Below are 21,419 nucleotides of genomic sequence, written 5' to 3'. Positions count from 1 at the left end.
GCCTGTTCAACAAACTGAAGAACTGGCGCAGGGTCGCCACCCGCTACGACAAAACCAAGGAATCCTATCTCGGCTTCGTCGCTCTCGCTTCAATCAAGCTCTGGATACCCTTTGTCCACGAAGCCTAATTTCTCAATTAAGGTGACGTCAAATCGAACTTCCACGGTCGTTTATGAAATGCGCGGATCAAAACATGATGACTTGAGCATAGAAACCCTCGCTTCTGATATATGGAACAGATACTTCTGCATAAGTGATAATTATTGCTTGCGTGTCTATAAGTTGTTAGGCTCTCCTTTGCGATGGCATAAAGTTGATCAGTTGGGATATTTGTAGAAATTTCATGCTATTTCTGTTTCTTATTAATAATACGCCGAACCCGATTTCCTGGGATGGGAAATCAAGCAATATGGCGTAGGTGACTTTGTATCTTTCAGGCCCAGATCGCCTGTTACACTCATGACACCTGAACCGACCGGTGGCATTTATCGCAAGGAAGGTGTCGCTGCATTCATGAAACGGTTCGGTTACCCGGATCAGGCTGGCAGGCCCGACCGGTTCAATTTTGGCGGACGCTACGATTGCCAGCGTGCACCTCATTCCCTGACCGGCCTGCATATGACGCTGACAGGCTATAATGCCACTACAGAAAAAATTACCGACTTCGATGGCGGGATGGCACTCATCAATGCAACGCAGGAAGTCGCCGCATTCTGGTCGTTCAAAGGAATGATGGCCCACTGGAACCGCAAACATGCGCAAGCCGCCTATATACCTTCTGTATTTCGCACACCCCCTCCGGAATATAGCTATGGTGCGCGGATTCTTCTGTGCGAACAGACGGATTTTCTGTTGTTCCTTAAAGCTTTCGCATCCGGCAAGGTATATTACGACCCGGCGGTAAAAGTTGAACAGGCATCATCCCCAACGCCGAAAATCAAGCGGCGAAGCCAGTTTCGCGTAGCTCATGCAAATCTGACGCAACTTTATCGTCATCATGAGATCATTCAGCTCTGAACCGCAGCTTGCGGACAGCCCCCCTCTCCGCTCGCGCTGATCGGGCCGGACAATCCCGAACTGATTGCCGAAGCGGTCCGCCTCAACCGGATATGCTTCCCCTTTCTCGGCACGATGGCGCTGGTGCAGGTGCTGAATGGCGTGTTTCGCGGCGCGGGCAGCACGCGGCAGGCGATGACGATTTCCATCGCGATGCAATGGCTGTTGCAGCTTCCCTCCGCCGCGCTGCTTTCCCTGGCGACAGCGCTGGGTGTGCTGGGCGTGTGGTGGAGCTATCCGATCGCCAATAGCGGCGCGGCGCTGCTATGCCTGATCTGGCTGGCGAAAGGGCCCTGGCGGAAAAATCTCGTCCGGCCTGCCGGGGAGGAAGAGCCGGCGGAGACAGAAGCCTCGGCGCGATAGAGGCAGCGAGAACCGGGCGGCCTGCGCGCTGGCATAAGGGCGCAGGCATATCGCTCACTGGCCCGGTCAGATAAGCGTCTGGCCCTGTCCGATGCGGGTCTGGCCCCGTTCGCGCGTTTATGGCCCTGTTCGGAGCCTGTCAGGCCCCCTTGTCACGTCCCCGCAATGGTCATTCCGTCAATTCTGAGGCTCGGCACATTGACCCCGCGGATCATTTCGAGGTCATTTGCCGGTTTCAGCGCATTGAACATGTCGATCAAATGCCCTGCAATGGTAAATTCTGCCACAGGACCCGCAATTTCACCCCCGATTATGCGAAACCCACTGGCACCCCGACTATAATCGCCCGTCACCATATTGACCCCCTGCCCGAACAGCTCGGTCACCAATATGCCATCGGCGATATCGGCAATCAGCTCCTCGCGCGAACAGGGTCCCGCCTCAAGGTGAACATTGCTGGCCGAGACACCCGGAGAGCCACCCGCTCCGCGCGCAGCATGTCCGGTCGGTGCGATGCCCAGCTGCCGGGCCGCCGCGCAATTGGCAAGCCAGCCGGTGATCCGTCCACCCTCGACCAGAGGGCGCGGCGCAGTGGCCAGCCCCTCTCCGTCAAAGGCGCGCGAACGCAACCCGCGTTGCCGGTGCGGATCGTCCAGAATCCGCAGATTTTCGGGGAATAACACGTCATTCTCACGGCCCAGCAGAAAGCTAGACCGACGGGCAATGGCAGGGCCCGACATGGCCCCGAGCAGATGTCCGATCAGCGATCCGCCCACTCTGGGATCGAGCACGACTGGCATCGGTCCGCTCGGCAAACGCCCCGGATCGAGCCGCGCCACCGCCCGCTCTCCGGCGCTGCGGCCGATCGCTGCGCAGGATGGCAAATCCGCGACATGGCGCCTTGTGGCATAATCATAATCGCGCTGCATGGCAGAGCCTTCTCCGGCAATGACACTGGCGCTGATCGAATGGCTCGTTCCGGCAGAAAAGCCCGAAAAACCGTGGCTTGTAGCCAATGCTGCGCAGCTCTGCCCGACACTGGCCGAACCGCCTTCGCTATTGGTGACACCTGTTACACCCCGCGCCGCATCCTCCACTTCCATCGCCCTGTCACGCAGCCATTCCGGCGAGGTTTCAAAGGAGTCGACAAGATCGAAATCGGGAAATGGCCCATGCGCCAGCTTCTCTTCGGGAGCCAGCCCGGCATAAGCATCTTCCGGTGCGGCCCGTGCCATCGTCACTGCCCGTTCGGCCAGTTCGGACAGCGCGTCATCACTAAGATCGCTTGCACTGATCGATGCGGATTGAGAACCGATAAAGACCCGCAAACCGATATCGGCGGTTTCCGAACGGTCCACCCCTTCGAGCTTGCCCAGCCGCACATCGACGCTCTGGCTGGCACTGCCAATTGCGATGGAATCGGCGGCATCCGCTCCATGGCGAAGCGCGAGATCGATCAGCGCTGCGCAGCGTTCCTGCGCAGTAACGGGGTCAAGCATGCAGATTATCCTGTCGCGGGTATGATCGCACCGTTCCTAACGATTCCGCGCGTCAGGTAAACCATGTGCAATGCGATTGGTCAGGATAGCGAGAAAAGCGCGGATATGCCCTTGAACAAAAGGGTAAGTGCAAAAGGCAGGCCAATGGCACACAACCACAAGGCCAGACGATCGCGCCGGAAAAGAGGTTCAAAAGAAGGGTCGCGTGCCTCGGCATCGGTGAGATTGTCCCAGCGCCTCTCAAAAGCCCGGCAGGCCGGAATGATGGCAGCAATCAGAACGATAAGAGCAAAATAGGGAAGAATCGATCCATGCCCGTTTTTCACAGCATGCATGGTCACAAAAATCTGCAGGCCGGTATAGGCCAAGAGAGCATAGGCGACATTATCGCTCATCCGCCGGCGCCAGTCACGCTTGCTTTTGGCGCTTTCCGGCTGCTTTTCAGAACGCTGAGCTACATCATGCATACGCCTGCTCCTGTTTGCATCTCACCAATTTATTCCACCAGAATGGCAAATAGACAAGACCGGCCACAAGCTGTTCCATGCGATGCGGCCAGTGGAAGCGGAAATACGAAGAGTTGCTTTGAAGCCATCATGCAGGATTCCTGCCAGAGCGGGCTTCAATAGTGCCGCACACCTGCTAATATCGGAACTATGACCACTACAGCACATACCGCACCGGATGCGGAAGCCTTGTCCGAAGCAATGGCAGAAGCGCCCGCCAATGCCTCTCCCCCCATTCCGCAAGGCGGGCTGGAAGTGGTGTCGATCGCCAAAAGCTATGACAAGCGGCCGGTACTAACGGACATTTCTCTTTCTGTCGGCAAGGGAGAAGTGCTGGGGCTGCTCGGTCCGAACGGAGCTGGCAAAACCACCTGCTTCTATTCCATCATGGGCCTCGTCCGCCCGGATAGCGGCCGCATCCTGATGGATGGCGTCGATGTCACCAAATTGCCCATGTATCGGCGCGCCATTCTGGGTCTCGGCTATCTGCCGCAGGAAACTTCGATCTTTCGCGGCATGACTGTTGAACAAAATATCGCCTGCGTGCTCGAAATGGTCGAACCGGACAAGGATGTCCGCGCCTCGGAGCTGGAAAGACTTCTTGATGAGTTCGGTCTCACCCGATTGCGGGAAAGCCCGGCCATGGCGCTTTCTGGAGGCGAACGGCGACGGTGCGAAATCGCCCGGGCGCTGGCCGCCAAACCCTCTATCATGCTGCTCGACGAGCCTTTCGCCGGCATTGATCCACTCTCCATCAGCGATATTCGCGATCTCGTGATCGATCTGAAGGAACGCGGAATCGGGGTGCTCATCACCGATCACAATGTTCGCGAAACACTCGATATCGTGGACCGGGCCTGCATTATCTATGGCGGTCAGGTGCTTTTTGCCGGCAGCCCGCAAGAACTGGTCGCCGACGAAAATGTGCGCCGTCTCTATCTTGGTGAGAGCTTTGCTCTATGATTCCCGGAAGGCGTGACATGCATATTTTGCCTGTCGTGCCTGGGCAGTATGCCATGAATAACTATCTTTCTGTAAGGAAGCGTGCGCCTTGAGCCTCGCTCCGCGCCTCGATCTCCGGCAAAGCCAATCGCTGGTCATGACTCCGCAGCTCCAGCAGGCAATAAAGCTGCTGGCGCTTTCCAATCTGGAAATCGAAGCCTTTATCGGAGATGCACTGGAAAATAATCCGCTGCTGGAAAGCGGAGATATCCACGCCGAGAGCGGCGAAAACCCGCCACTCGATAACGAAGCTGGCGATAGCCCGACTTCGGATGAATTGATGATGCAGGGTCAAGGCGAAGCCGATGCACCGCTCGACATCGATCCGGCAGCGCTCGACCGCGATCATGACACAGGAGACTGGTCCGCACAGGCTGGCAGCGCATCTTCAGCCGAAACGTTCGATATTGAGGAACGTGGCAGTCCTGAAGAAACGCTAATCGATCATCTCGAAGCGCAATTGCCACTCATAACGAGCGATCCGCAAATCGCTTTCATCGCTGCTACATTGATAGGTCAGCTCGATGAGTCAGGATACCTCCACACACCCCTGCATGAAACAGCCGGAGAACTCGGCATTTCCGACGAGGAAGCTGAAACGGCACTGAAACTGGTCCAATCGCTCGATCCAACCGGGATCGGCGCCCGTTCGCTAGGTGAGTGTATCGCACTTCAGGCTCGTGAAGCCGATCGCTACGATCCGTGCATGGCACGCTTGCTGGCCAATCTCGACCTGGTGGCGAAAAGCAACTTCGCTCAACTGAAACGGCTATGTGCCGTTGATGATGAGGATCTGGCTGATATGCTAGCTGAACTGCGTCAGTACGATCCTAAACCGGGTCTGCAATTTGGCGGTGTCAGCAGTGCCCCGGTCGTCCCGGATATATTGATCACCGCTTCGCGCGATCACGGCTGGGACATTGCGCTCAATCAGGAGACGTTACCGCGCCTGATCGTCAACCGCCCCTATTATGTCGAGTTGCGCAGCGGCAGTCAAAACCGCGAGGCCAAAAGCTGGCTCAATGAAAAGCTCGCCGATGCAAACTGGCTGATAAAGGCTCTGGACCAGCGGCAAAAAACCATTCTCAAAGTCGCTGCAGAAATAGTTAAACAGCAGGACGGTTTTTTCCGGCGAGGCGTTTCCGAGTTGAAACCGCTCACTTTGCGCGGAGTCGCCGAACAAATCGACATGCATGAATCGACCGTGAGCCGAGTAACATCGAATAAATATCTTCATTGCGACCGCGGAACATTCGAACTCAAATATTTCTTTACCAGCGGTGTGGCCTCCGCCGATGGCGAAAGTTCGGTATCCGCCGAAGCAGTAAAAGCGCAGATCCGTGCATTAGTGGATGCAGAAGATCCCAAAAAGGTTCTTTCAGATGACAAGCTGGTCGAATTGCTACGTGATAAAGGATTCGACCTGGCGCGCCGCACGGTGGCAAAATATCGCGAAGCCATCGGTATCGGATCATCGGTACAACGTCGCCGGCAGAAGAAGCTGGCCATGAACTCCTGAGACGAGCATCAAAGTTAATTGGCGCACTCGATTCTGTCACTGAAAAGCCACGCGAATCGGCACAAATCCTGACTTTACCTATAATTAACCTTTTTTGTTGACACATTACGTGGTTAACAAGGGTCAACACCTCGCTGGACGAGGCGTTATCACGAAGCAAAAAGGGGTCTCCCAATGCGCGTGCTGCTTATTGAAGATGAGCCGAATACGGCCAAAGCTATCGAACTGATGCTTAATGGCGAAGGTTTCAATGTTTACTCGACCGACCTCGGCGAGGAAGGCTTGGATCTCGGCAAGCTCTATGACTACGATATCATCCTGCTCGATTTGAACCTGCCCGATATGCATGGCTATGATGTACTCAAGAAGCTGCGCGTAGCGAAAGTGCAAACACCAGTGCTGATTCTTTCCGGCATTGCCGAAATCGATTCAAAAATCCGCAGCTTCGGCTTCGGCGCAGACGATTATGTGACCAAGCCGTTCCATCGTGATGAGCTGATCGCTCGCATTCATGCGGTGATCCGTCGCAGTAAGGGTCATTCGCAAAGCGTCATCCGTACCGGTAAGCTATGTGTCAATCTCGACGCAAAGACGGTGGAAGTAGATGGTGCGCGCGTCCACCTGACTGGCAAGGAATATGCCATGCTCGAGCTGCTCAGTTTGCGCAAGGGCACTACACTGACGAAGGAAATGTTTCTCAATCACCTTTATGGCGGCATGGATGAGCCTGAATTGAAAATCATCGATGTCTTCATTTGCAAGCTGCGTAAGAAACTTTCAACGGCTTGCGGCGGCGATAATTATATCGAGACCGTTTGGGGTCGTGGTTATGTGCTGCGCGATTCTGACGACGCACAGGAAGCTGCTTGAGATTTCCGGCGCACCTCCCCGGCTTTTATCTATGCGAAAATCCGGGGAGACAGGGCAGATAGCCTCACAAGCTATTCAGGCATCCAGGCTTGATTTTTCTCTCTCTTGCCTGATTTTTGATAAAAGCGGTTCCCACCTTTCGCTTCCTGCTATATCGGCCCGGCCCCATGACTGCTCATAAGCCCGGCGATCCAACGACTCTCAACCGTCTCTATGGCCGTTCGCAAGGCCGCCCCTTGCGCAAAAGCCAGCAGGAACTAGTAGATACTTTACTGCCACAAATCAGCATACCCGAAAAGGGCCCGGTGACAGCAGAAGCCTTGTTCGGGCAAGACGCTCCGCTTCATTTTGAAATCGGCTTTGGCGGCGGCGAGCATCTTGCCGACAGGGCCGATATGCTGCCCGACCATGGCTTCATTGGTTGCGAACCGTTCGTGAATGGAGTTGTAAGCGGGCTACAACATGTCCGTGACAAACATCTCTTCAATGTGCGGCTCCATATGGGCGATGCGCTTGAAGTGCTCTCCCGGGTGCCGGATGGCGCTTTGTCTTTCGTCTATCTGCTACATCCCGATCCCTGGCCCAAGGCTCGCCACGCTAAGCGACGCATGATGAATGACGGCCCGGTCGATATGATTGCCGATAAGCTCAAGCCTGGCGGTGAATTCCGTTTCGGCACGGATCACCCTGTCTATCTGCGCCATGCCCTGATGATAATGCGCCGTCATACAAGGCAGTTCGACTGGCTGGCAAACAATCCTCGAGACTTCCAGCAACGTCCCGGCGGATGGTGTGAAACGCGTTACGAAGCCAAAGCCCGTCAGCAGGGGCACGAAGTCTGGTATTTTCGCTGGAAGCGTACTGAGGCGTAGTACACTGCCACTTTTCGATAGCTACAAAATCGCGGTTCACAAATTGCTCTGCCGATCGCTGGCATACACCTGTACATATACATCCCTGCAGGCCATTCGGCTTAGGCAAAGCTCTCTTTAATTAGGTAAAAAGAGTGGGTTCTGCGAAGGAATAAGTGTCTTCAGCCTTGTCCGTGCTGGCACGTCCAAGTTACAGTTTTTGTGTCAACAGGCGCGCGTTTTATCGACCGCCGGCTTCGCGAGATTGTCCGTCATACTTCTGACAAACTATCGAATACCAAAAGCGCCGGATCAGAGACCGCAATCGCAAGCCAGTAGCTCGTCATCTGCCTTCTCATAAGGCAGAGACCGAAAAGCAACGAAGACCTCCGAGGGAAATGTGGTGAGCCCTGCTGGGTTCGAACCAGCGACCTACTGATTAAAAGTCAACATTCAGCGCATTTCATACCCTAACCAGTCAAAACTTCCACATCACCCAAAACCATCTGATTTGCGGGGTATTGCTCCCAATGTGAGGTTGCGTTACTAACGTGGGGTAACGGGCCTTATCACTGGAATCTGTTACCCCAGTGTTACCCCGATGGACCTACTGACTGACGGGGGCGAGCTACTGACTATGGCACGGGCGATGACAACAAAGGGCGTCGAGGCGATCAAGCCTGACCCTGCCAAGCGGATCGAGATTCCCAATCCTGCCCTGTCCGGGCTGTATCTGGTTGTGCAACCAAGCGGGGCGAAGTCCTGGGCCTTGCGCTATCGGTTCGGCGGCAAGCCTGCAAAGCTGACGCTTGGCAAATGGCCTATGATGGGCGTTGCCGATGCTCGCACCGCAGCGACCGAGGCGCTTGAAGCTGTCGAGCATGGGCGCAATCCAGCGGTCGCGAAAAAGGCGGCGAAAGCGGACCAGCGCGAAGCCATAGCGACCGAGCGCGACAAGGTGAAAACGCTTGTGGCGCAATTCGACAAGCGACACCTGTCAGGCCTGAAACGCGGGCGTGAAGTCCGGCGGGCGCTAGACGTGCATGTGGTCGCGGCATGGGGCGAGCGCGATATTGGCGACATTACCAAGCGTGACGTTATCGACCTGCTGGACGGCATTGCAGACAGCGGGCGCAAGGTCACGGCAAACCGTGTCCGTGCCTATTTGGGCAAGTTTCTGAATTGGGCCGTGGAGCGCGACATTATCTCCATGAACCCGGCAATGGGCGTAAAGGCTGTTGCCAAGGAAGTGAGCCGGGACCGGGTTTTGTCGGATGATGAAATCCGCTTGCTCTGGCTGGCTGGCGACAACCTTGGCTTCCCGTGGGGACCGTTCGCAAAGACCCTACTGCTGACAGGCCAGCGGCTCAATGAAGTTGCGCAGATGCCGCGCGCTGAAATTGACGGCGACCTGTGGAGCCTCCCACCGGACAGGACCAAGAACGGGCGCGCGCATGACGTTCCGCTATCTACTTCCGCTCTGGAAGTGGTTGCCGCCCTGCCCAAAACCAGCGCCAGCTATGTATTCTCGACGAACGGCACTTCACCGCTGCAAGGTTTCTCCAAAGGCAACAAGCACATCCGCGACAAGATGGCTGAAATTGCGACCGAGGAAGCGGGCGAACCAGTCGAGATCGAGCATTGGACATGGCACGATCTGCGCCGCACCTGCGCAACCGGGCTTGCGCGGATGGGCATTCCGGTGCGCGTCACCGAGGCTTGCTTGAACCATGTCAGCGGAACGGCTGCGGGTATCGTGTCGGTCTATCAGCGCCACGATTATGCTGACGAAAAGCGGCAGGCGCTTGAGGCGTGGGCACGGTTCGTGACGGAGCTTGTCGAGGGCAAGCCGGATAATGTCGTTCGGCTGGCGGAGGCAGGGTGATGGATATTTCGCGCCTGCTTGATCCAAACGCGATGGCTGCCGGGGAGGCGGTTAAGGCTGGCCGGGAAGGAGACTTCTCGAAGCTCGCGAGCCGTTTGCGGGACCCATCCGTATCGCTCGATGAATACGAACGCGACTGGCTAGCCGGGCATCTATTAGGTGAGTTCAAAAGGCCCAAGAGCCGACCAAAAAAGACGGATAAGCAGCTCCTGCAAGAAGGTTTTCGAACGTATCTCACTTACCTGAGGCACTTGCGCGGATTAATGAGGGATTATCCCACGGGCCGGCTTAGGCAGGCTGCAATTGAAGCCACCGCTTCTGACCCGGTGGTAATGAAGGACCAAAAGATTGTGAGGGCGCGGATAAGGCCCTTTGAGCGGGGTGAGATGTTTGCCCTTGGCATTGCAGCACGGAGCGCAGTGCTCACTGAATCCATGTCCGCAGAGGAAGGCGACTCATATTCCGATGAGGAATGGCTAACCTTGGTCGAAAATTTCGAAGCAGAAATTAAGTCGAGGACTTAATTCCCAAAGACATCTTTTGCGATCACATTCCAAATGCACTTAATAGGACGGGTTCTAACGATAAAGGACCCGTTACCATGAAAAGCAAACTGATCGGATCAGCCGCAGTCCGGGAGCTGTGCGGCGGTATTAGTGACATGTCGATCTGGAGATGGCTCAACGACGAAACACTCAATTTTCCCAAGCCAATTTACATTTCTCGCCGCCGTTACTGGCGCGAAGCTGAAATCATCACTTGGATCGAAGCGCGGGGTGCTGTGGCATGAGCGCGCGCTGGTCAGTTGTTTATATCGGCAAATCGCCAAGCGATCAGCCCGGCGGCCCTATTGGCGGCTATCTTTACATGTCCGACATTGACGGTCGCGAAAGCGCCCGGATCTGGTTCGAGAGTTATGCCGATGCCCAAGCCGAAGCGCGCCTTATCTCAACGAGACTGGGTTGCCGCCTTTCGATTTTGGAGGGCGGGGCATGAATGCGGTCGATGATCTGACAGTGTTTCTCGGGCAACTTCCGCCCGAGGAATACGAGCAGCGCCGCCGCATTCGCACCTGTCGCAATGCAGCCAGTTACAAGGCCACGCAAACCGAAAGCGCAACGGCGCGAAGCCTGTGCTGGTTGGTGACTGAGTGCGCTGCGGCATGGATTTATGCCCCTGCCGAAGCGGACGTGCTGGCCGAGATTACGCGTTATCTGCGCCGCTTGCTGATCGTGGCCGACCAAGCCGAGGAGATCGGCGCACCATGAATATTGACGCAAAGATTGAGGCGGACGCCGCAGCTTACGAGGTTCAGTGGCCTGCAGTTGATCCTGTTGGCACGGAAGGCGAAGCTGGCCATGTCAAAATCGCCCCGACGCCTTGGCAACGCAGTCTGCCTCCACCACGTCAATGGCTCTACGGCTATCATTTGTCGCGCAAGGTATTGACCGGCACAATCAGCCCCGGCGGCATTGGAAAATCGTCGCTTGTCATGGTGGACGCTCTGGCGATGGCGACAGGCCGCCAATTGCTGCACAATCGGGTTCACATCCGGGGTGGTTTGCGCGTCTGGTACTGGTGCGGTGAGGACACGACCGAGGAATTGGACCGGCGACTTGAAGCGGCCTGCATCCACCACCTGATTTTTGATGAGCAGATTGGGGGGCGCTTGTTCGTGGACAGTGGCCGCAATCAGCCGATCAAGATCGCGACTGCCGAGGGTACGACCGTTACGGTCGCAAAGCCGGTTGTCGATGAACTGGTTGCGCAGATGCGGGAGCGCCGTATTGACGTGCTGATCGTTGATCCCTTCGTAACCTGTCATGCAGTGAACGAGAACGACAACGGCGCAATCAATGCGGTTATCGATGCCTGGCGCGACGTAGCGGACAAGGCCAACGCTGCAATCGAACTGGTTCACCATACAAACAAGGCCGCGAACGCAAACGATCCGAACATCAACGATGGGCGTGGCGCTTCTGCATTCCGTGACGGCATCCGCGCTGGCCGTGTCCTGGCACCTCTTAACCCGCAGCGAGGGCAGGAAGAATGGGGACTTGAGCCGAAAGAAGTTGTCCGAATCTTTCAATCACTGGACGGCGCGAAGGCGAATATGTCTCCGCGCGGTGGGCTGGGCACTTGGTATCGGATGGCGTCTGTCAATCTGGACAATGGGACGCCTGAATATCCTTGGGGTGACGAAATCGGCGTAGTCGAAAAGTGGTCGCCGCCAGATGCATTCGAGGGCGTGAAACTCGACGATCTTGCAATGGTACAAGCGGCCATCGCAAAGCGCGCAACGCTCCCTGCAGCGAACCCCGCAAACAAGGACTGGCTGGGCTATCTCGTGGCAGAAGCGCTTGGCTTGGATATTGGCGCTCCCGGCTCCACAAAAGCGGATCGCGATGCTCAGCAAAACATGGCCCGAGGGCGGGTTACGTCGCTGATTAGGACATGGACGGCTAACAAGGCGCTTGAGCGCATAACTAGTCATTCATCGCGTGATGGTCGAGAGTATCCAGCCTTTAAGGTCGGCAAGCCTGCCCATGAACCGCAGTCACCGCACTCAACTGCGGAATGAGTGCGGAAGTGCGGATAACTGATGTGGGGGCGGATAAGCGGGGCTTAAGCCCGCATTCCGCACCGCAGTTATATATATTAGGGAAACGACTGCGGTGCGGATGCTGATCGTTACGCATCGTTACGGAATGAGATACTTACCATAAGTTGCGCAATGTTGTAATATCCGTTCATGGATTTTACATCGGTCAACGCGCGATTACTGACCCGCTATGGCGGTGATGTCACGCTATCGCGGCTCACCGAAGGCCCTCCACCTCAAAACCCATGGGACCCGCCCTCGACGTCCGTTATCGTGTCAGAGGCGTTGCGGTTCATTGCAACGGATGCCGCGACCGAACTTGTCGCATCTGGAGTTGTGCTTGCAGATGACCTGCTAGGCGTAATGGCCCTGCCCGGCGCAGCGCTGGTCGAGCCGAAGATTGGCGACACGGTGACTGCGGACGGTAAGGCTTACACCCTGCTGTCAGCCAAGCCGGTTCACAGTGTGGCAGGCGATGCGATCCACTATGCAATTCACGCGAGGACGGCATGACCGAGGCCGCCCTGAAGCGCAAAAGAGGCCGTCCGCGTAAGCAGGAAGCGTGCCAAGTGGTCCCAATGGAGGCCCTACGGGGGGAGGTGACAGCGCACGGAGGGCGGGCTGATCCTTTCTCTCTCCCGCAAAAAAATTCGGGAAATATCGCTGAAACGGTCATCGCGTTCCTTGAAACGCTGCGGGTTCCCGAAGGTCCGAAGGCTGGCGAGCCTCTGGTGCTGGCAGAATATCAGCGCCGGTTCGTGCGCGGTGCCATGGTGCCCGGCGTCATGGTCGGCTGTTTGTCGATTGGTCGCGGCAATGCGAAGACCGCTCTGTCGGCGGGTATCGGCCTTGGCTCGCTTATGGGCGTTTGGGATAATCAGCCCAAGCGAGAAATCATCCTTGCGGCGCGCAACCGCGATCAAGCGCGCACGGCGTTCCAATTCGTCATCGGGTTCATTGAGGGCCTGTCGGAAGCCGAGCAGGAACTTTTCATCATCCGGCGCGGGGCGAAGCTGGAGGTCGAATATCCGGCCAATGGCGGCGGCTTGCTGCGGGTTATCCCAGCCGATGGCAAATCCATTCTCGGCGGCGCGCCTACCCTAGCCATCCTTGATGAACGGGCCGCATGGGAGCAGGCCAAGGGCGATACGCTGGAAAATGCTATCCTGTCGGGCCTCGGCAAGCGTGATGGCCGGGCGCTGATTATCTCCACCTCGGCCCCGGACGATGCAAACACCTTTTCCCGCTGGCTCGATGAGCCTCCACCCGGAACCTATGTGCAGGAACATCGCCCCCCGTTCGGCCTGCCTGCGGACGATCTGGAAAGCCTGCTGATCGCCAATCCGGGCGCAGCGGAAGGCATCGGTGCATCGGCGGAATGGCTGGTCGCGCAGGCCCGCCGTGCCATCGCTCGTGGCGGTTCGGCCCTGTCCAGCTTTCGCAACCTCAATCGCAATGAACGCGTCTCAACCGAAGACCGATCTGTTGTCGTCACGGTAGACGAATGGATGAGCGGCGAAGTGGACCCGGAAGACCTGCCCGAGAGGGCCGGGCCTTGCATCCTTGGCATAGACCTTGGGGGTTCGCGTTCCATGTCGGCAGCGGCCTATTACTGGCCCGAAACCGGCAGGTTGGAAGCCGTTGGCAGCTTTCCTGCGCGCCCTGGGCTTGCTGATCGCGGCGCGTCCGATGGTGTGGGCAACCGCTATGTCGAGATGAATGAGCGCGGTGAACTCTCGACGCTGGGCGAGAACACGGTGCCTACCGGGCCTTGGCTTGCCGAAGTCGTGCGCCGTCTTGAAGGTATAACACCTGCCTGCATTTGCGGCGACCGTTTCCGCCATGCCGAGTTTACGGAAGCCATGGCAAAGGCCGGACTTGGCCGCGTGCCCTTCATCTGGCGCGGGTTTGGCTGGAAAGACGGTGCCGAGGATATTGAGCGGTTCCGGCGCGCCCTGTTTGACGGCGAAGTCAAAACCGTTCCCTCGCTGCTGCTGCGATCTGCCTTTGCCGATGCAATCACGCTGGTTGATCCGGCAGGCAATCACAAGCTGGCGAAAGCCCGTTCACTTGGCCGCATCGATGCCGCTGCCGCTTCCATCCTCGCGATTGCCGAGGGCGTGCGCAGGACCGCTAGGCCCGTATCCAAAGCGAGGCAACCGGTATGGGCATGAAGCGGGACACCGAACGCGCAGGCGCTGCCGTCTATCGTTCCGTGCGGTGGAAGGCCATTCGCCATGCCGCCAAGCGCCGTGACGGCTTCGCCTGTGTCGCCTGCGGCGCGCGCGGTGCGCGTCTGGACGTGGATCATATCAAGCCGATCCGAACGCATCCCGAATTGGCGTTTGATCTGGGCAACCTCCAGACCCTCTGCATCTCCTGCCATTCCGCAAAGACGAAGCGGGAAATGGATCGCAGGACCGAAAACGGCCCCGAGCGCCTCGCGTGGCGCGTCTTCACACGCGAACTGACCCGAAACCATCTCAAAATCAATGACATTGAAAAGGAAGCCTAGAATGCTTGATTCCGTTCGCATTCAGCGTCGCCAGTCAGAAATTCGCTCCGAACTGTCGGTGCTGGCCGGAAAGGCTGATGCCAGCCCCGATGAAATCCGCAGCATGGAAACGCTCGATGCCGAATATCGCTCGAACGAGACGCGCTATCGTGCCGCGCTCATTGCCGAGGACGGTGAACGCCGGGAAGCCGGAGCCGAAATGGAAAACCGCAGTGATCGTGAGTTTGCCGATCTGGTGGACCGTTTCGAACTCCGGCAGGTTGCCTTGCATCTTGACGAGGGCGCATCCCTCTCGGGCGCGACTAGCGAAGTCGTCACCGAACTGCGCACGCAAGGCGGCTATCGCGGCGTTCCGGTGCCCTTCGCCGCTCTTGAGCAGCGCGCAGGCGAGACGATTGGCAGCGGCCTTGTCGAGCCGAAACAGACCCGCGATCTGATCGGGCGCATCTTTCCGCAGTCGCTGGCAGCGAAGATGGGCGTTGCATCGGTCAATATCCCCTCTGGCGCGGTTGAATGGCCGATCCTGACTGCCGGTGCGGTTGCAGGCTGGGCCAATGGCGAACTTGCGGACGTGGGCACGGCCAATGCGGCGCAGACCGGCGAAGTGATGCTGAAACCCGATCACAATCTCGGGGCGCAGATGGTGCTTTCGCGCAAGTCGCTGAAACAGACCGCAGGCATCGAAAACGCCATTCGTGCGGATATGTCAGCGGCAATCGCGGTTGCCCTCGATGATGCGGTAGTGAACGGGACCGGCGCAACCGGCCAGCCTCTCGGCCTCATTCCCGGTGCTGCAACCTATGGCATCAACGTTGAAGCCGTGGCCGCGCTCGATAGCTGGGCCGCGTTTCGTGCCGAGGTGATCGCTTTCCTTGAGGCGAACGCCATCACTGATCCCTCGCAGGTTCGCCTTGCCTTCCCGCCTGCGGTTTGGGGCGCGCTCGACGACGCGCTTGTGACCGGCACTGCCGTTTCGGAACTGGACCGCATGGCAAAGCATGGCATCGCGCCGGTGCTGGCAAATCAGCTTCCTGCCGATCATGCGATCCTGACCGCGACCGTCAACGGCATCGCGCCTGCATTCCTGGGCATCTATGGTGCCGTCGATCTGATCCGCGATCCGTATACGCGCGCGGCATCGGGGCAGCTTGTCCTGACCGGCATTGTCACGGCGGACTTCACCGCAACGCGCGGTGTGCAGACCCGCATTCTGTCGGTGGCCTAAAATGCCGGGTATCTACCCCCTTGAGTTGGAAATCCGCGCCCGGAAAAAAGACGGCTCCCGTCGTATCCGGGGGCGGTTTCCTTACAAAAAGCGGGCGATTCTCGATGCTGGCGGTAAGGGGCGGCGTCCCAAGAAGGAAGAATTTGCCCCGAAGGCCTTTGAGTACGCAGTGCAAGCGCCAGAGCGCGAAGTGCATTTGTTGGTCGGGCACTCTTTCGACAAGCCGTTGGCCAGCAAAAAGGCGAAGACGCTTGCGTTTTCTGACACGTCCGAGGCCCTGACATTTGAGGCTGTTCTGACACCGCAAATCCAGCGCACGACATGGGCGCAGGACTTCATGGCCCAATCCGAAGCCGGACTTGTCGGCGGCATATCTCCCGGTTTTCGCGTTGCTCCTCCCGAGGTTGTGGAACTGCCCGAACAAACGACCGAGGAGAATCCCCGCGAAGGTCATGCCCTGATCCGCACGATCTTTCATGCGATCTTGTTCGAACTCTCATTGGTGACGCGGCCTGCATACGATGAAACAGAAGCTGAACTTGAGGATGAAGACGATGATGAGGAAGAGGAGCGCAGCGCAGGCGGCATCATCCTTCCGCGCCGCCGTATCATTCACGCATCGGGGAGATGGCGGTGAGCGCTTACGTAACCGAAATTACGCAATTTGAAGGCACGCCGGAAAGCTATCCCGCGATTGAAGGTGTCACGGGCGACCTGCTGGAGACGTGCTGGACGCGCGTTGAACATTACTGCGGGCAGCGCTGGGCACCTAGGCGCGTGGTATGGACCTTGCGCAGCGGCGGCGGTGAATGGAAGCCCCCACTTGGCCCTATCCTTATATCTGAAGCGTTCGGCTGGAAGGATGGCGACTGGCAGCCGGTCACGCTCAGGCGTGGACCATTCGGCCTCATGCTTCCCTGCGGCAATGTGCAGATTGAAGCATCGGTCGGTTCAAACTCTGGCGCGAGCATCCCGGCGGCGGTCAAGGAAGCGATCAAGCGCCTTGCGGCCTATCTGACGGCGCAAAGCCCGGTGCCAGCCGGTGCGCGCTCCTACAGTGCCAACGTGGGCCAGCTATCCGAAGCGGTGTCGATCGATCCCGCAGCAATGGCGCGAGCACTGCAATATTCCGGTGCGGCTGATCTGCTGCGGGCATATCGAAAGGCCAGCCATGAACCTGTTTGATCGTATATTCGGTAAGCGGGAAACCCGCTCGACATCGGGCACGGGCTACACCTCGCAAATCATGGCTGCGCGGGAAGCATATGTTGCCGGGCGCACCGGCCTGGGCGAACTGACGGCAACCGTGCAAACCTGTGTGAGCCTTTGGGAAAGCGGGTTGTCGATTGCCGATGTTCGGGGCACCGATCTGTTGTCGCGGTTCGATATGTGCATTGCAGCCCGGTCCCTTGCCTTGCGAGGGGAAGCGGTATTCCTGATCCGCGACCGGCTAATTCCGATCATCGATTGGGACTTGTCCACCCGTGACGGCATCCCGCGCGCCTATCGCGTATCTGTTCCCGAGATTGGCGGCGGACGATCAGAAACGGCATTGGCAGCCGAGGTGCTGCATTTTCGCCTTGCTCCCGATCCCGGTTCGCCTTGGACGGGGCAGGCCCCGTTGCGGCGCTCGCAGTTGACGGCAGGATTGCTTCACACGCTGGAAGCCGCGCTAGCCGAGGTTTACGAAAATGCGCCGCTGGGCAGTCAGGTTGTGCCGTTCCCGGAAAGCCCGGACGTGGACCTTGAAACACTTGGGCTGGGCTTTCGTGGTCGGCGTGGGCGCGTGATGTTGCGCGAATCCGTGAACGTCACGGCAGCCGGTGGGCCGGTTCCTTCGCATGATTGGCGACCGCAGGATGTGACGCCATCGCTCCAAGGTTCAATGGCCGTCGAATCGCTGGCCGATGCCCGAGGGGCGATCTTCGCCGCGTTCGGCGTCCTGCCTGCCATGTTCGCCGCGAACGCGCAGGGACCGCTTGTGCGGGAAGCGCAACGCCATCTTGCCCAATGGGTGCTGCAACCGATGGCGCAGGTCATGGCCGAGGAATGCACGGCGAAGCTAGCAACGCCCGTGACTATCGATGTTGTTCGCCCGGCGCAGGCTTTCGATGCTGGCGGTCGAGCGCGGGCGTTTGGTGCGATGGTGACGGCACTAACGCAAGCCAAAGAAGCCGGGCTTGATCCTCAGGCCGTGGAAGATGCCCTGTCGTTCATCGATTGGGCGGATTGAATGGAATTGGTGCGGCCTCCTCTCCGCACCATAGACCGCTGCGCGACTTGCCTTGTCCAGCGCGGTGGAAACTGGCCGGGGGCGGTGTCGGGAAATGCCGCCTCCGGTTCATTGTAATTAGACAGTCTCAATAGCATTGCTTATGCGCGGCGATCCCCATTGGATAAAATTTCTTCAATTCAATCAGGCTCCCGCCACCTTCTGGCGTAACTCGAAAAAGCAGCGTTATTCCCTGCCAGCCATTCTTGATTTGCACGAATTTCGAACCGTCCGCCGCCTCACGAACCTTTGCGCCGTTCTTTTCCGCAATACAGTTGACGACATCATCAACCGGCTTGGCGGAATGGAACACGCTGTCGGGCTCTTTATGCAGAACGTCTTGCGTAGATGCGCATCCGGCCAATGCCAAAACCAGCGCCGCTGTAAAAATCCGTTTCATCTCGCCCCCTCCAGATGATCGATAGTGCGGGGAGTTTTTCACCTTTGCTGTCAACATGCTAGAGATTTGCACGCTGTTACCCCAAACGTTACCCCATACAAAAAACCTCTCCAAACTGAAGAGGCGGAAGACATATAAGCTATTGAAAAATATGGTGAGCCCTGCTGGGTTCGAACCAGCGACCTACTGATTAAAAGTCAGTTGCTCTACCGACTGAGCTAAGGGCCCGACCACGCGCCGCTCCCTAGGGGGGGTATGCGGCTTGGTCAAGCGTGCATGCAACTGTTTCACAGTAAAATTTGTCGAAGGGTCTCGCCAGTCCCCACAAATTGCACTCGCAGGGCCCGTCACAAACCGGCGCTCACGGAACAGACGGTGTGGAATTGTGAGTATTTTAGACTCGTAGGCACCGCCGCTCCACAGAATAATATCCAGGTCGAGCGTGCGTGAACGCCAGCGTTGACCGCGATTGTCCCGATCATAAGCCGCTTCAATCTGCTTGAGTAATCTCAAAAGCTCTTCCGGTTTCCTCTCGGTAGCCAAAAGCAATGCGCCATTGGCATAGCGACGCATGGAGGGCCCAACCGGATCGCTGGTTATGACAGGCGCCACGGCCAGTACATTACATTCAGCACTTTCCAATATCCCGGCAACACTCCCCAGAATTACGCGCGGAGATCCAAAGCGATGATGGCGCTGATTCGAACCAAGCGCGACAAGATAGAACTCTCTCAAATGTCCTCGCAGATCCGGCCATAAAGTTGAGGACGGCGATCACGAAAGAAACCCATGCCTGCACGATGTCTGGCGGCGCGCGCCAGATCGATTGTCGCTACAAGCACGCCAGTTTCCCGCGCACCATATTCGGCAAGGTAATCGCCCCATTCATCGGTAATAAAACTATGGCCGTAAAAAGTCTGACCACCTTCCTCCTGTCCAATACGATTGGCTGCGATGACCGGCATGCAATTGGACACGGCATGGCCAAGCATCGCACGGCGCCACATACGACTGGTATCAAGATCCGCGTCATAAGGCTCAGAACCGATCGCCGTCGGGTAGAATAACAATTCAGCGCCCTGCAGAGCCATCACACGGGCGCATTCGGGGTACCATTGGTCCCAGCATATACCCACACCGATTCGTGTGCCGCAGACATCCCATGTCTTGAAACCGTCGTTTCCCGGGCGGAAATAGAATTTTTCCTCATAACCAGGGCCGTCTGGAATATGGCTTTTGCGATATGTGCCAAGGATATCGCCGTCCACACCGATCATGGCAAGCGTGTTATAATAATGGTGGCCGTCTCGTTCGAAAAAGCTGGTAGGGATGACAATACCCAGCTTGCGAGCCAAAACCTGCATGGCAATGACAGAAGGATGGTCTTTCACAGGCCTTGCCAGCGCGAAAAGTTCTTCTTCTTCAACGCGACAGAAATAGGGGCCGGAAAAGAGCTCAGGCGGAAGGACAATTTGCGCTCCCTGTGCGGCAGCCTCTTCGATCAGGGTAGCAACGGCAGCGATGTTTTCCTGCTCATCATCGTTTCCAAGCGGAAGCTGCAGGGCAGCAACGGTAATTTCAGACATAATTGTCTTCTATGTATGAGAGTATGCGCTGTCTATTCCTCATCCAGCCAGGCGATGAGCAAATGTTATCGCGCCATCAGCATAGATCGGATCGAGCTTCGCACCAGAGGCATTTTCTGCGCCACACGCAACGCCACGTGACGCATGACGCGCGATGGAGGGGCCTCATCGGTAAACAGACGAACGAGCATATTCGTGCCGCGATAAAGCGACGCTGCAGCCCTGCGATGCGCCTGTTCATAAGCCCTTAGCACTCTAGCCCCTCCTATATCCTGTCCCTTGCGCAAAGCACTTGAAACTTCCTCAGCGAGCAGACGCTGCCCGCTAAGACCGAGATTGAAGCCATGCGCTGTAACAGGATGCATACCCACAGCCGCGTCACCTATCAGCGCAGCCCTGTCAGACACAAAATGGTGCGACCAGGTGGTCGCCAGAGGATAGAGATGACGTGTCCCGTCAAGTTCCATATTGCCCAGATGGTGGCGATACCGTTGCGTAATCTCGGTACTAAATTGCTTTTCGCTCAGCCGCATCAGAGCTTCTGCCTCGCCTATAGGCAATGTGACCACAGCGGAGGAATAATTGTTTCGTAAGGGCAGCATAGCAACAGTCTGGTAGTGATCGAACCATTCTGTTGCGATTTTGCCGTGCGGTTTTTCATGCTGCATACGCGCCACCAACATGCCCCGCCCCAACCGATTGATCTCCGCCGCGATTCCGAGCTGATCTCGCACCCAGGAAAAGCGGGAATCTGCCCCCACCAGCAACTTGCCGGTCACATAGGAACCATCGGCAAGTTCCGCAGCTACATGCTTTTGCGAATGTGAAATTGATCGGATTGCCTGCCCTGCGAGCAAGGTAATTTTTTCTCGCCCTTCAATACAGCGGAAGAGCGCCTTGCGAATATGGCAATTCGAAACAAGACAACCTAACGCTTCCGCACCGGTCTGCCCCGTATCGAAACTGAGCGCAAAAGGCGAATTGCCATTCAGAACACGGGCTTCTTGCAAGGGCGCAATGTCATCATGCGGAAGATAAGCCCATGCTCCAAGATCGTGCAGAATATTCTGCGAATGATGGGTCAGCGCGATTTCCCGCCCGTCATATACCGGTTCAGCGATGGCATCTAAGGGCTGCCGATCTATCAGAGTGATTGAAAGCCCTGTTTTTGCCAGTGAACTGGCGAAAGCCAGCCCGGCAGGGCCTGCCCCGATAATGACAATATCGCATTCCATAGTTCCAAATCTCCTCCGCCCCTATCTGACGCA

25 protein-coding genes, 1 tRNA gene and 1 pseudogene are annotated in these 21,419 nt (G+C 57.3%); 20 read left to right on the top strand and 7 right to left on the bottom strand.

Going from position 1 to position 21,419, the window contains the following annotated elements; all coding sequences use genetic code 11:
• The 3 genes and pseudogenes from D6851_RS05955 to D6851_RS05945 form a co-directional block, all read left to right on the top strand.
• Positions 1-128: pseudogene (locus D6851_RS05955) on the top strand (IS5 family transposase); the annotation flags it as partial.
• A gap of 259 nt (positions 129-387) precedes the next feature.
• Entirely contained in the window at positions 388-1,017 is a 630-nt protein-coding gene (locus tag D6851_RS05950) for an MvaI/BcnI family restriction endonuclease (protein WP_120323933.1), read from the top strand.
• 36 nt (positions 1,018-1,053) lie between these two features.
• On the top strand, positions 1,054-1,419 hold the full coding sequence (locus D6851_RS05945) for an MATE family efflux transporter (RefSeq protein ID WP_120323932.1): 366 nt from the start codon (positions 1,054-1,056) through the stop codon (positions 1,417-1,419).
• Between the two features lie 152 nt (positions 1,420-1,571).
• Here the strand turns inward: D6851_RS05945 and D6851_RS05940 are convergent, their stop codons facing one another.
• Both D6851_RS05940 and D6851_RS05935 read right to left on the bottom strand, forming a co-directional pair.
• Entirely contained in the window at positions 1,572-2,918 is a 1,347-nt protein-coding gene (locus D6851_RS05940) for a TldD/PmbA family protein (RefSeq protein WP_120323931.1), read from the bottom strand.
• A gap of 80 nt (positions 2,919-2,998) precedes the next feature.
• On the bottom strand, positions 2,999-3,385 hold the full coding sequence (locus D6851_RS05935; RefSeq protein ID WP_120323930.1) for a hypothetical protein: 387 nt from the start codon (positions 3,383-3,385) through the stop codon (positions 2,999-3,001).
• Between the two features lie 240 nt (positions 3,386-3,625).
• Here D6851_RS05935 and lptB point away from each other — a divergent pair, with 240 nt between their 5' ends.
• The 17 genes from lptB (at position 3,626) to D6851_RS05850 (ending at position 18,126) form a co-directional block, all read left to right on the top strand.
• Positions 3,626-4,387, top strand: a complete 762-nt coding sequence (gene lptB, locus D6851_RS05930; RefSeq protein ID WP_120323994.1) for an LPS export ABC transporter ATP-binding protein — start codon at positions 3,626-3,628, stop codon at positions 4,385-4,387.
• A gap of 88 nt (positions 4,388-4,475) precedes the next feature.
• Entirely contained in the window at positions 4,476-5,945 is a 1,470-nt protein-coding gene (rpoN, locus tag D6851_RS05925; protein WP_120323929.1) for an RNA polymerase factor sigma-54, read from the top strand.
• A 174-nt stretch (positions 5,946-6,119) separates the two neighbouring features.
• Positions 6,120-6,815: a response regulator transcription factor CtrA gene (gene ctrA / locus D6851_RS05920; protein WP_120323928.1), complete on the top strand. Its 696-nt coding sequence runs from the start codon at positions 6,120-6,122 to the stop codon at positions 6,813-6,815.
• Positions 6,816-6,982: 167 nt separating this feature from the next.
• A complete protein-coding gene (gene trmB / locus D6851_RS05915; RefSeq protein ID WP_120323927.1) occupies positions 6,983-7,687 on the top strand; it encodes a tRNA (guanine(46)-N(7))-methyltransferase TrmB in 705 nt (234 codons plus the stop codon).
• Positions 7,688-8,315: 628 nt separating this feature from the next.
• Positions 8,316-9,551: a tyrosine-type recombinase/integrase gene (locus D6851_RS05910; protein WP_210210329.1), complete on the top strand. Its 1,236-nt coding sequence runs from the start codon at positions 8,316-8,318 to the stop codon at positions 9,549-9,551.
• Positions 9,551-10,075 carry a hypothetical protein gene (locus tag D6851_RS05905; protein WP_120323925.1) on the top strand — a complete coding sequence of 175 codons (525 nt, stop codon included), beginning with the start codon at positions 9,551-9,553 and terminating at the stop codon, positions 10,073-10,075. The genes D6851_RS05910 and D6851_RS05905 overlap by 1 nt, the downstream gene beginning before the upstream one ends.
• Positions 10,076-10,152: 77 nt before the next feature.
• Positions 10,153-10,341 carry a helix-turn-helix transcriptional regulator gene (locus tag D6851_RS05900; RefSeq protein ID WP_120323924.1) on the top strand — a complete coding sequence of 63 codons (189 nt, stop codon included), beginning with the start codon at positions 10,153-10,155 and terminating at the stop codon, positions 10,339-10,341.
• A complete protein-coding gene (locus D6851_RS05895) occupies positions 10,338-10,547 on the top strand; it encodes a hypothetical protein (RefSeq protein WP_120323923.1) in 210 nt (69 codons plus the stop codon). Before D6851_RS05900 ends, D6851_RS05895 begins: the two co-directional genes overlap by 4 nt.
• Complete coding sequence (locus D6851_RS05890; RefSeq protein ID WP_120323922.1) at positions 10,544-10,819, top strand: hypothetical protein; 276 nt, start codon at positions 10,544-10,546, stop codon at positions 10,817-10,819. Before D6851_RS05895 ends, D6851_RS05890 begins: the two co-directional genes overlap by 4 nt.
• Positions 10,816-12,132 (top strand): helicase RepA family protein, encoded by a 1,317-nt coding sequence (locus D6851_RS05885; RefSeq protein WP_120323921.1) that lies wholly within the window; start codon positions 10,816-10,818, stop codon positions 12,130-12,132. Before D6851_RS05890 ends, D6851_RS05885 begins: the two co-directional genes overlap by 4 nt.
• Positions 12,133-12,303: 171 nt before the next feature.
• The gene (locus D6851_RS05880) at positions 12,304-12,666 is read left to right on the top strand and encodes a hypothetical protein (RefSeq protein WP_120323920.1); all 363 of its coding nucleotides are present in this window, start codon (positions 12,304-12,306) and stop codon (positions 12,664-12,666) included.
• A gap of 86 nt (positions 12,667-12,752) precedes the next feature.
• Complete coding sequence (locus tag D6851_RS05875; RefSeq protein WP_210210328.1) at positions 12,753-14,327, top strand: terminase large subunit domain-containing protein; 1,575 nt, start codon at positions 12,753-12,755, stop codon at positions 14,325-14,327.
• A complete protein-coding gene (locus tag D6851_RS05870; protein ID WP_238473959.1) occupies positions 14,324-14,668 on the top strand; it encodes an HNH endonuclease in 345 nt (114 codons plus the stop codon). Before D6851_RS05875 ends, D6851_RS05870 begins: the two co-directional genes overlap by 4 nt.
• A gap of 1 nt (position 14,669) precedes the next feature.
• Positions 14,670-15,893 carry a phage major capsid protein gene (locus D6851_RS05865; protein WP_120323917.1) on the top strand — a complete coding sequence of 408 codons (1,224 nt, stop codon included), beginning with the start codon at positions 14,670-14,672 and terminating at the stop codon, positions 15,891-15,893.
• Position 15,894: 1 nt separating this feature from the next.
• Entirely contained in the window at positions 15,895-16,530 is a 636-nt protein-coding gene (locus tag D6851_RS05860) for an HK97 family phage prohead protease (RefSeq protein ID WP_120323916.1), read from the top strand.
• Positions 16,527-17,078, top strand: coding sequence for a hypothetical protein (locus tag D6851_RS05855; protein WP_120323915.1), 552 nt, complete (start codon positions 16,527-16,529; stop codon positions 17,076-17,078). Before D6851_RS05860 ends, D6851_RS05855 begins: the two co-directional genes overlap by 4 nt.
• Entirely contained in the window at positions 17,065-18,126 is a 1,062-nt protein-coding gene (locus D6851_RS05850; protein ID WP_120323914.1) for a phage portal family protein, read from the top strand. The genes D6851_RS05855 and D6851_RS05850 overlap by 14 nt, the downstream gene beginning before the upstream one ends.
• Positions 18,127-18,253: 127 nt before the next feature.
• Here the strand turns inward: D6851_RS05850 and D6851_RS18000 are convergent, their stop codons facing one another.
• The 5 genes from D6851_RS18000 to ubiM form a co-directional block, all read right to left on the bottom strand.
• Positions 18,254-18,622 carry a hypothetical protein gene (locus tag D6851_RS18000; protein ID WP_238473958.1) on the bottom strand — a complete coding sequence of 123 codons (369 nt, stop codon included), beginning with the start codon at positions 18,620-18,622 and terminating at the stop codon, positions 18,254-18,256.
• Between the two features lie 95 nt (positions 18,623-18,717).
• Positions 18,718-18,793 (bottom strand) — tRNA-Lys (locus D6851_RS05840).
• Entirely contained in the window at positions 18,749-19,300 is a 552-nt protein-coding gene (gene folK, locus D6851_RS05835) for a 2-amino-4-hydroxy-6-hydroxymethyldihydropteridine diphosphokinase (protein WP_120323992.1), read from the bottom strand. The genes D6851_RS05840 and folK overlap by 45 nt, the downstream gene beginning before the upstream one ends.
• Positions 19,297-20,151 (bottom strand): N-carbamoylputrescine amidase, encoded by an 855-nt coding sequence (gene aguB, locus D6851_RS05830; RefSeq protein WP_120323913.1) that lies wholly within the window; start codon positions 20,149-20,151, stop codon positions 19,297-19,299. The genes folK and aguB overlap by 4 nt, the downstream gene beginning before the upstream one ends.
• 65 nt (positions 20,152-20,216) lie before the next feature.
• Entirely contained in the window at positions 20,217-21,386 is a 1,170-nt protein-coding gene (ubiM, locus tag D6851_RS05825) for a 5-demethoxyubiquinol-8 5-hydroxylase UbiM (RefSeq protein WP_120323912.1), read from the bottom strand.
• Positions 21,387-21,419 lie beyond the last annotated feature (33 nt).

The sequence above is a fragment of the Altericroceibacterium spongiae genome, from assembly GCF_003610805.1.
GTDB classification, from domain to species: domain Bacteria; phylum Pseudomonadota; class Alphaproteobacteria; order Sphingomonadales; family Sphingomonadaceae; genus Altericroceibacterium; species Altericroceibacterium spongiae.
Note: the sequence above shows the minus strand (reverse complement) of the source record. Positions and strands in the feature narration are given on the sequence as shown.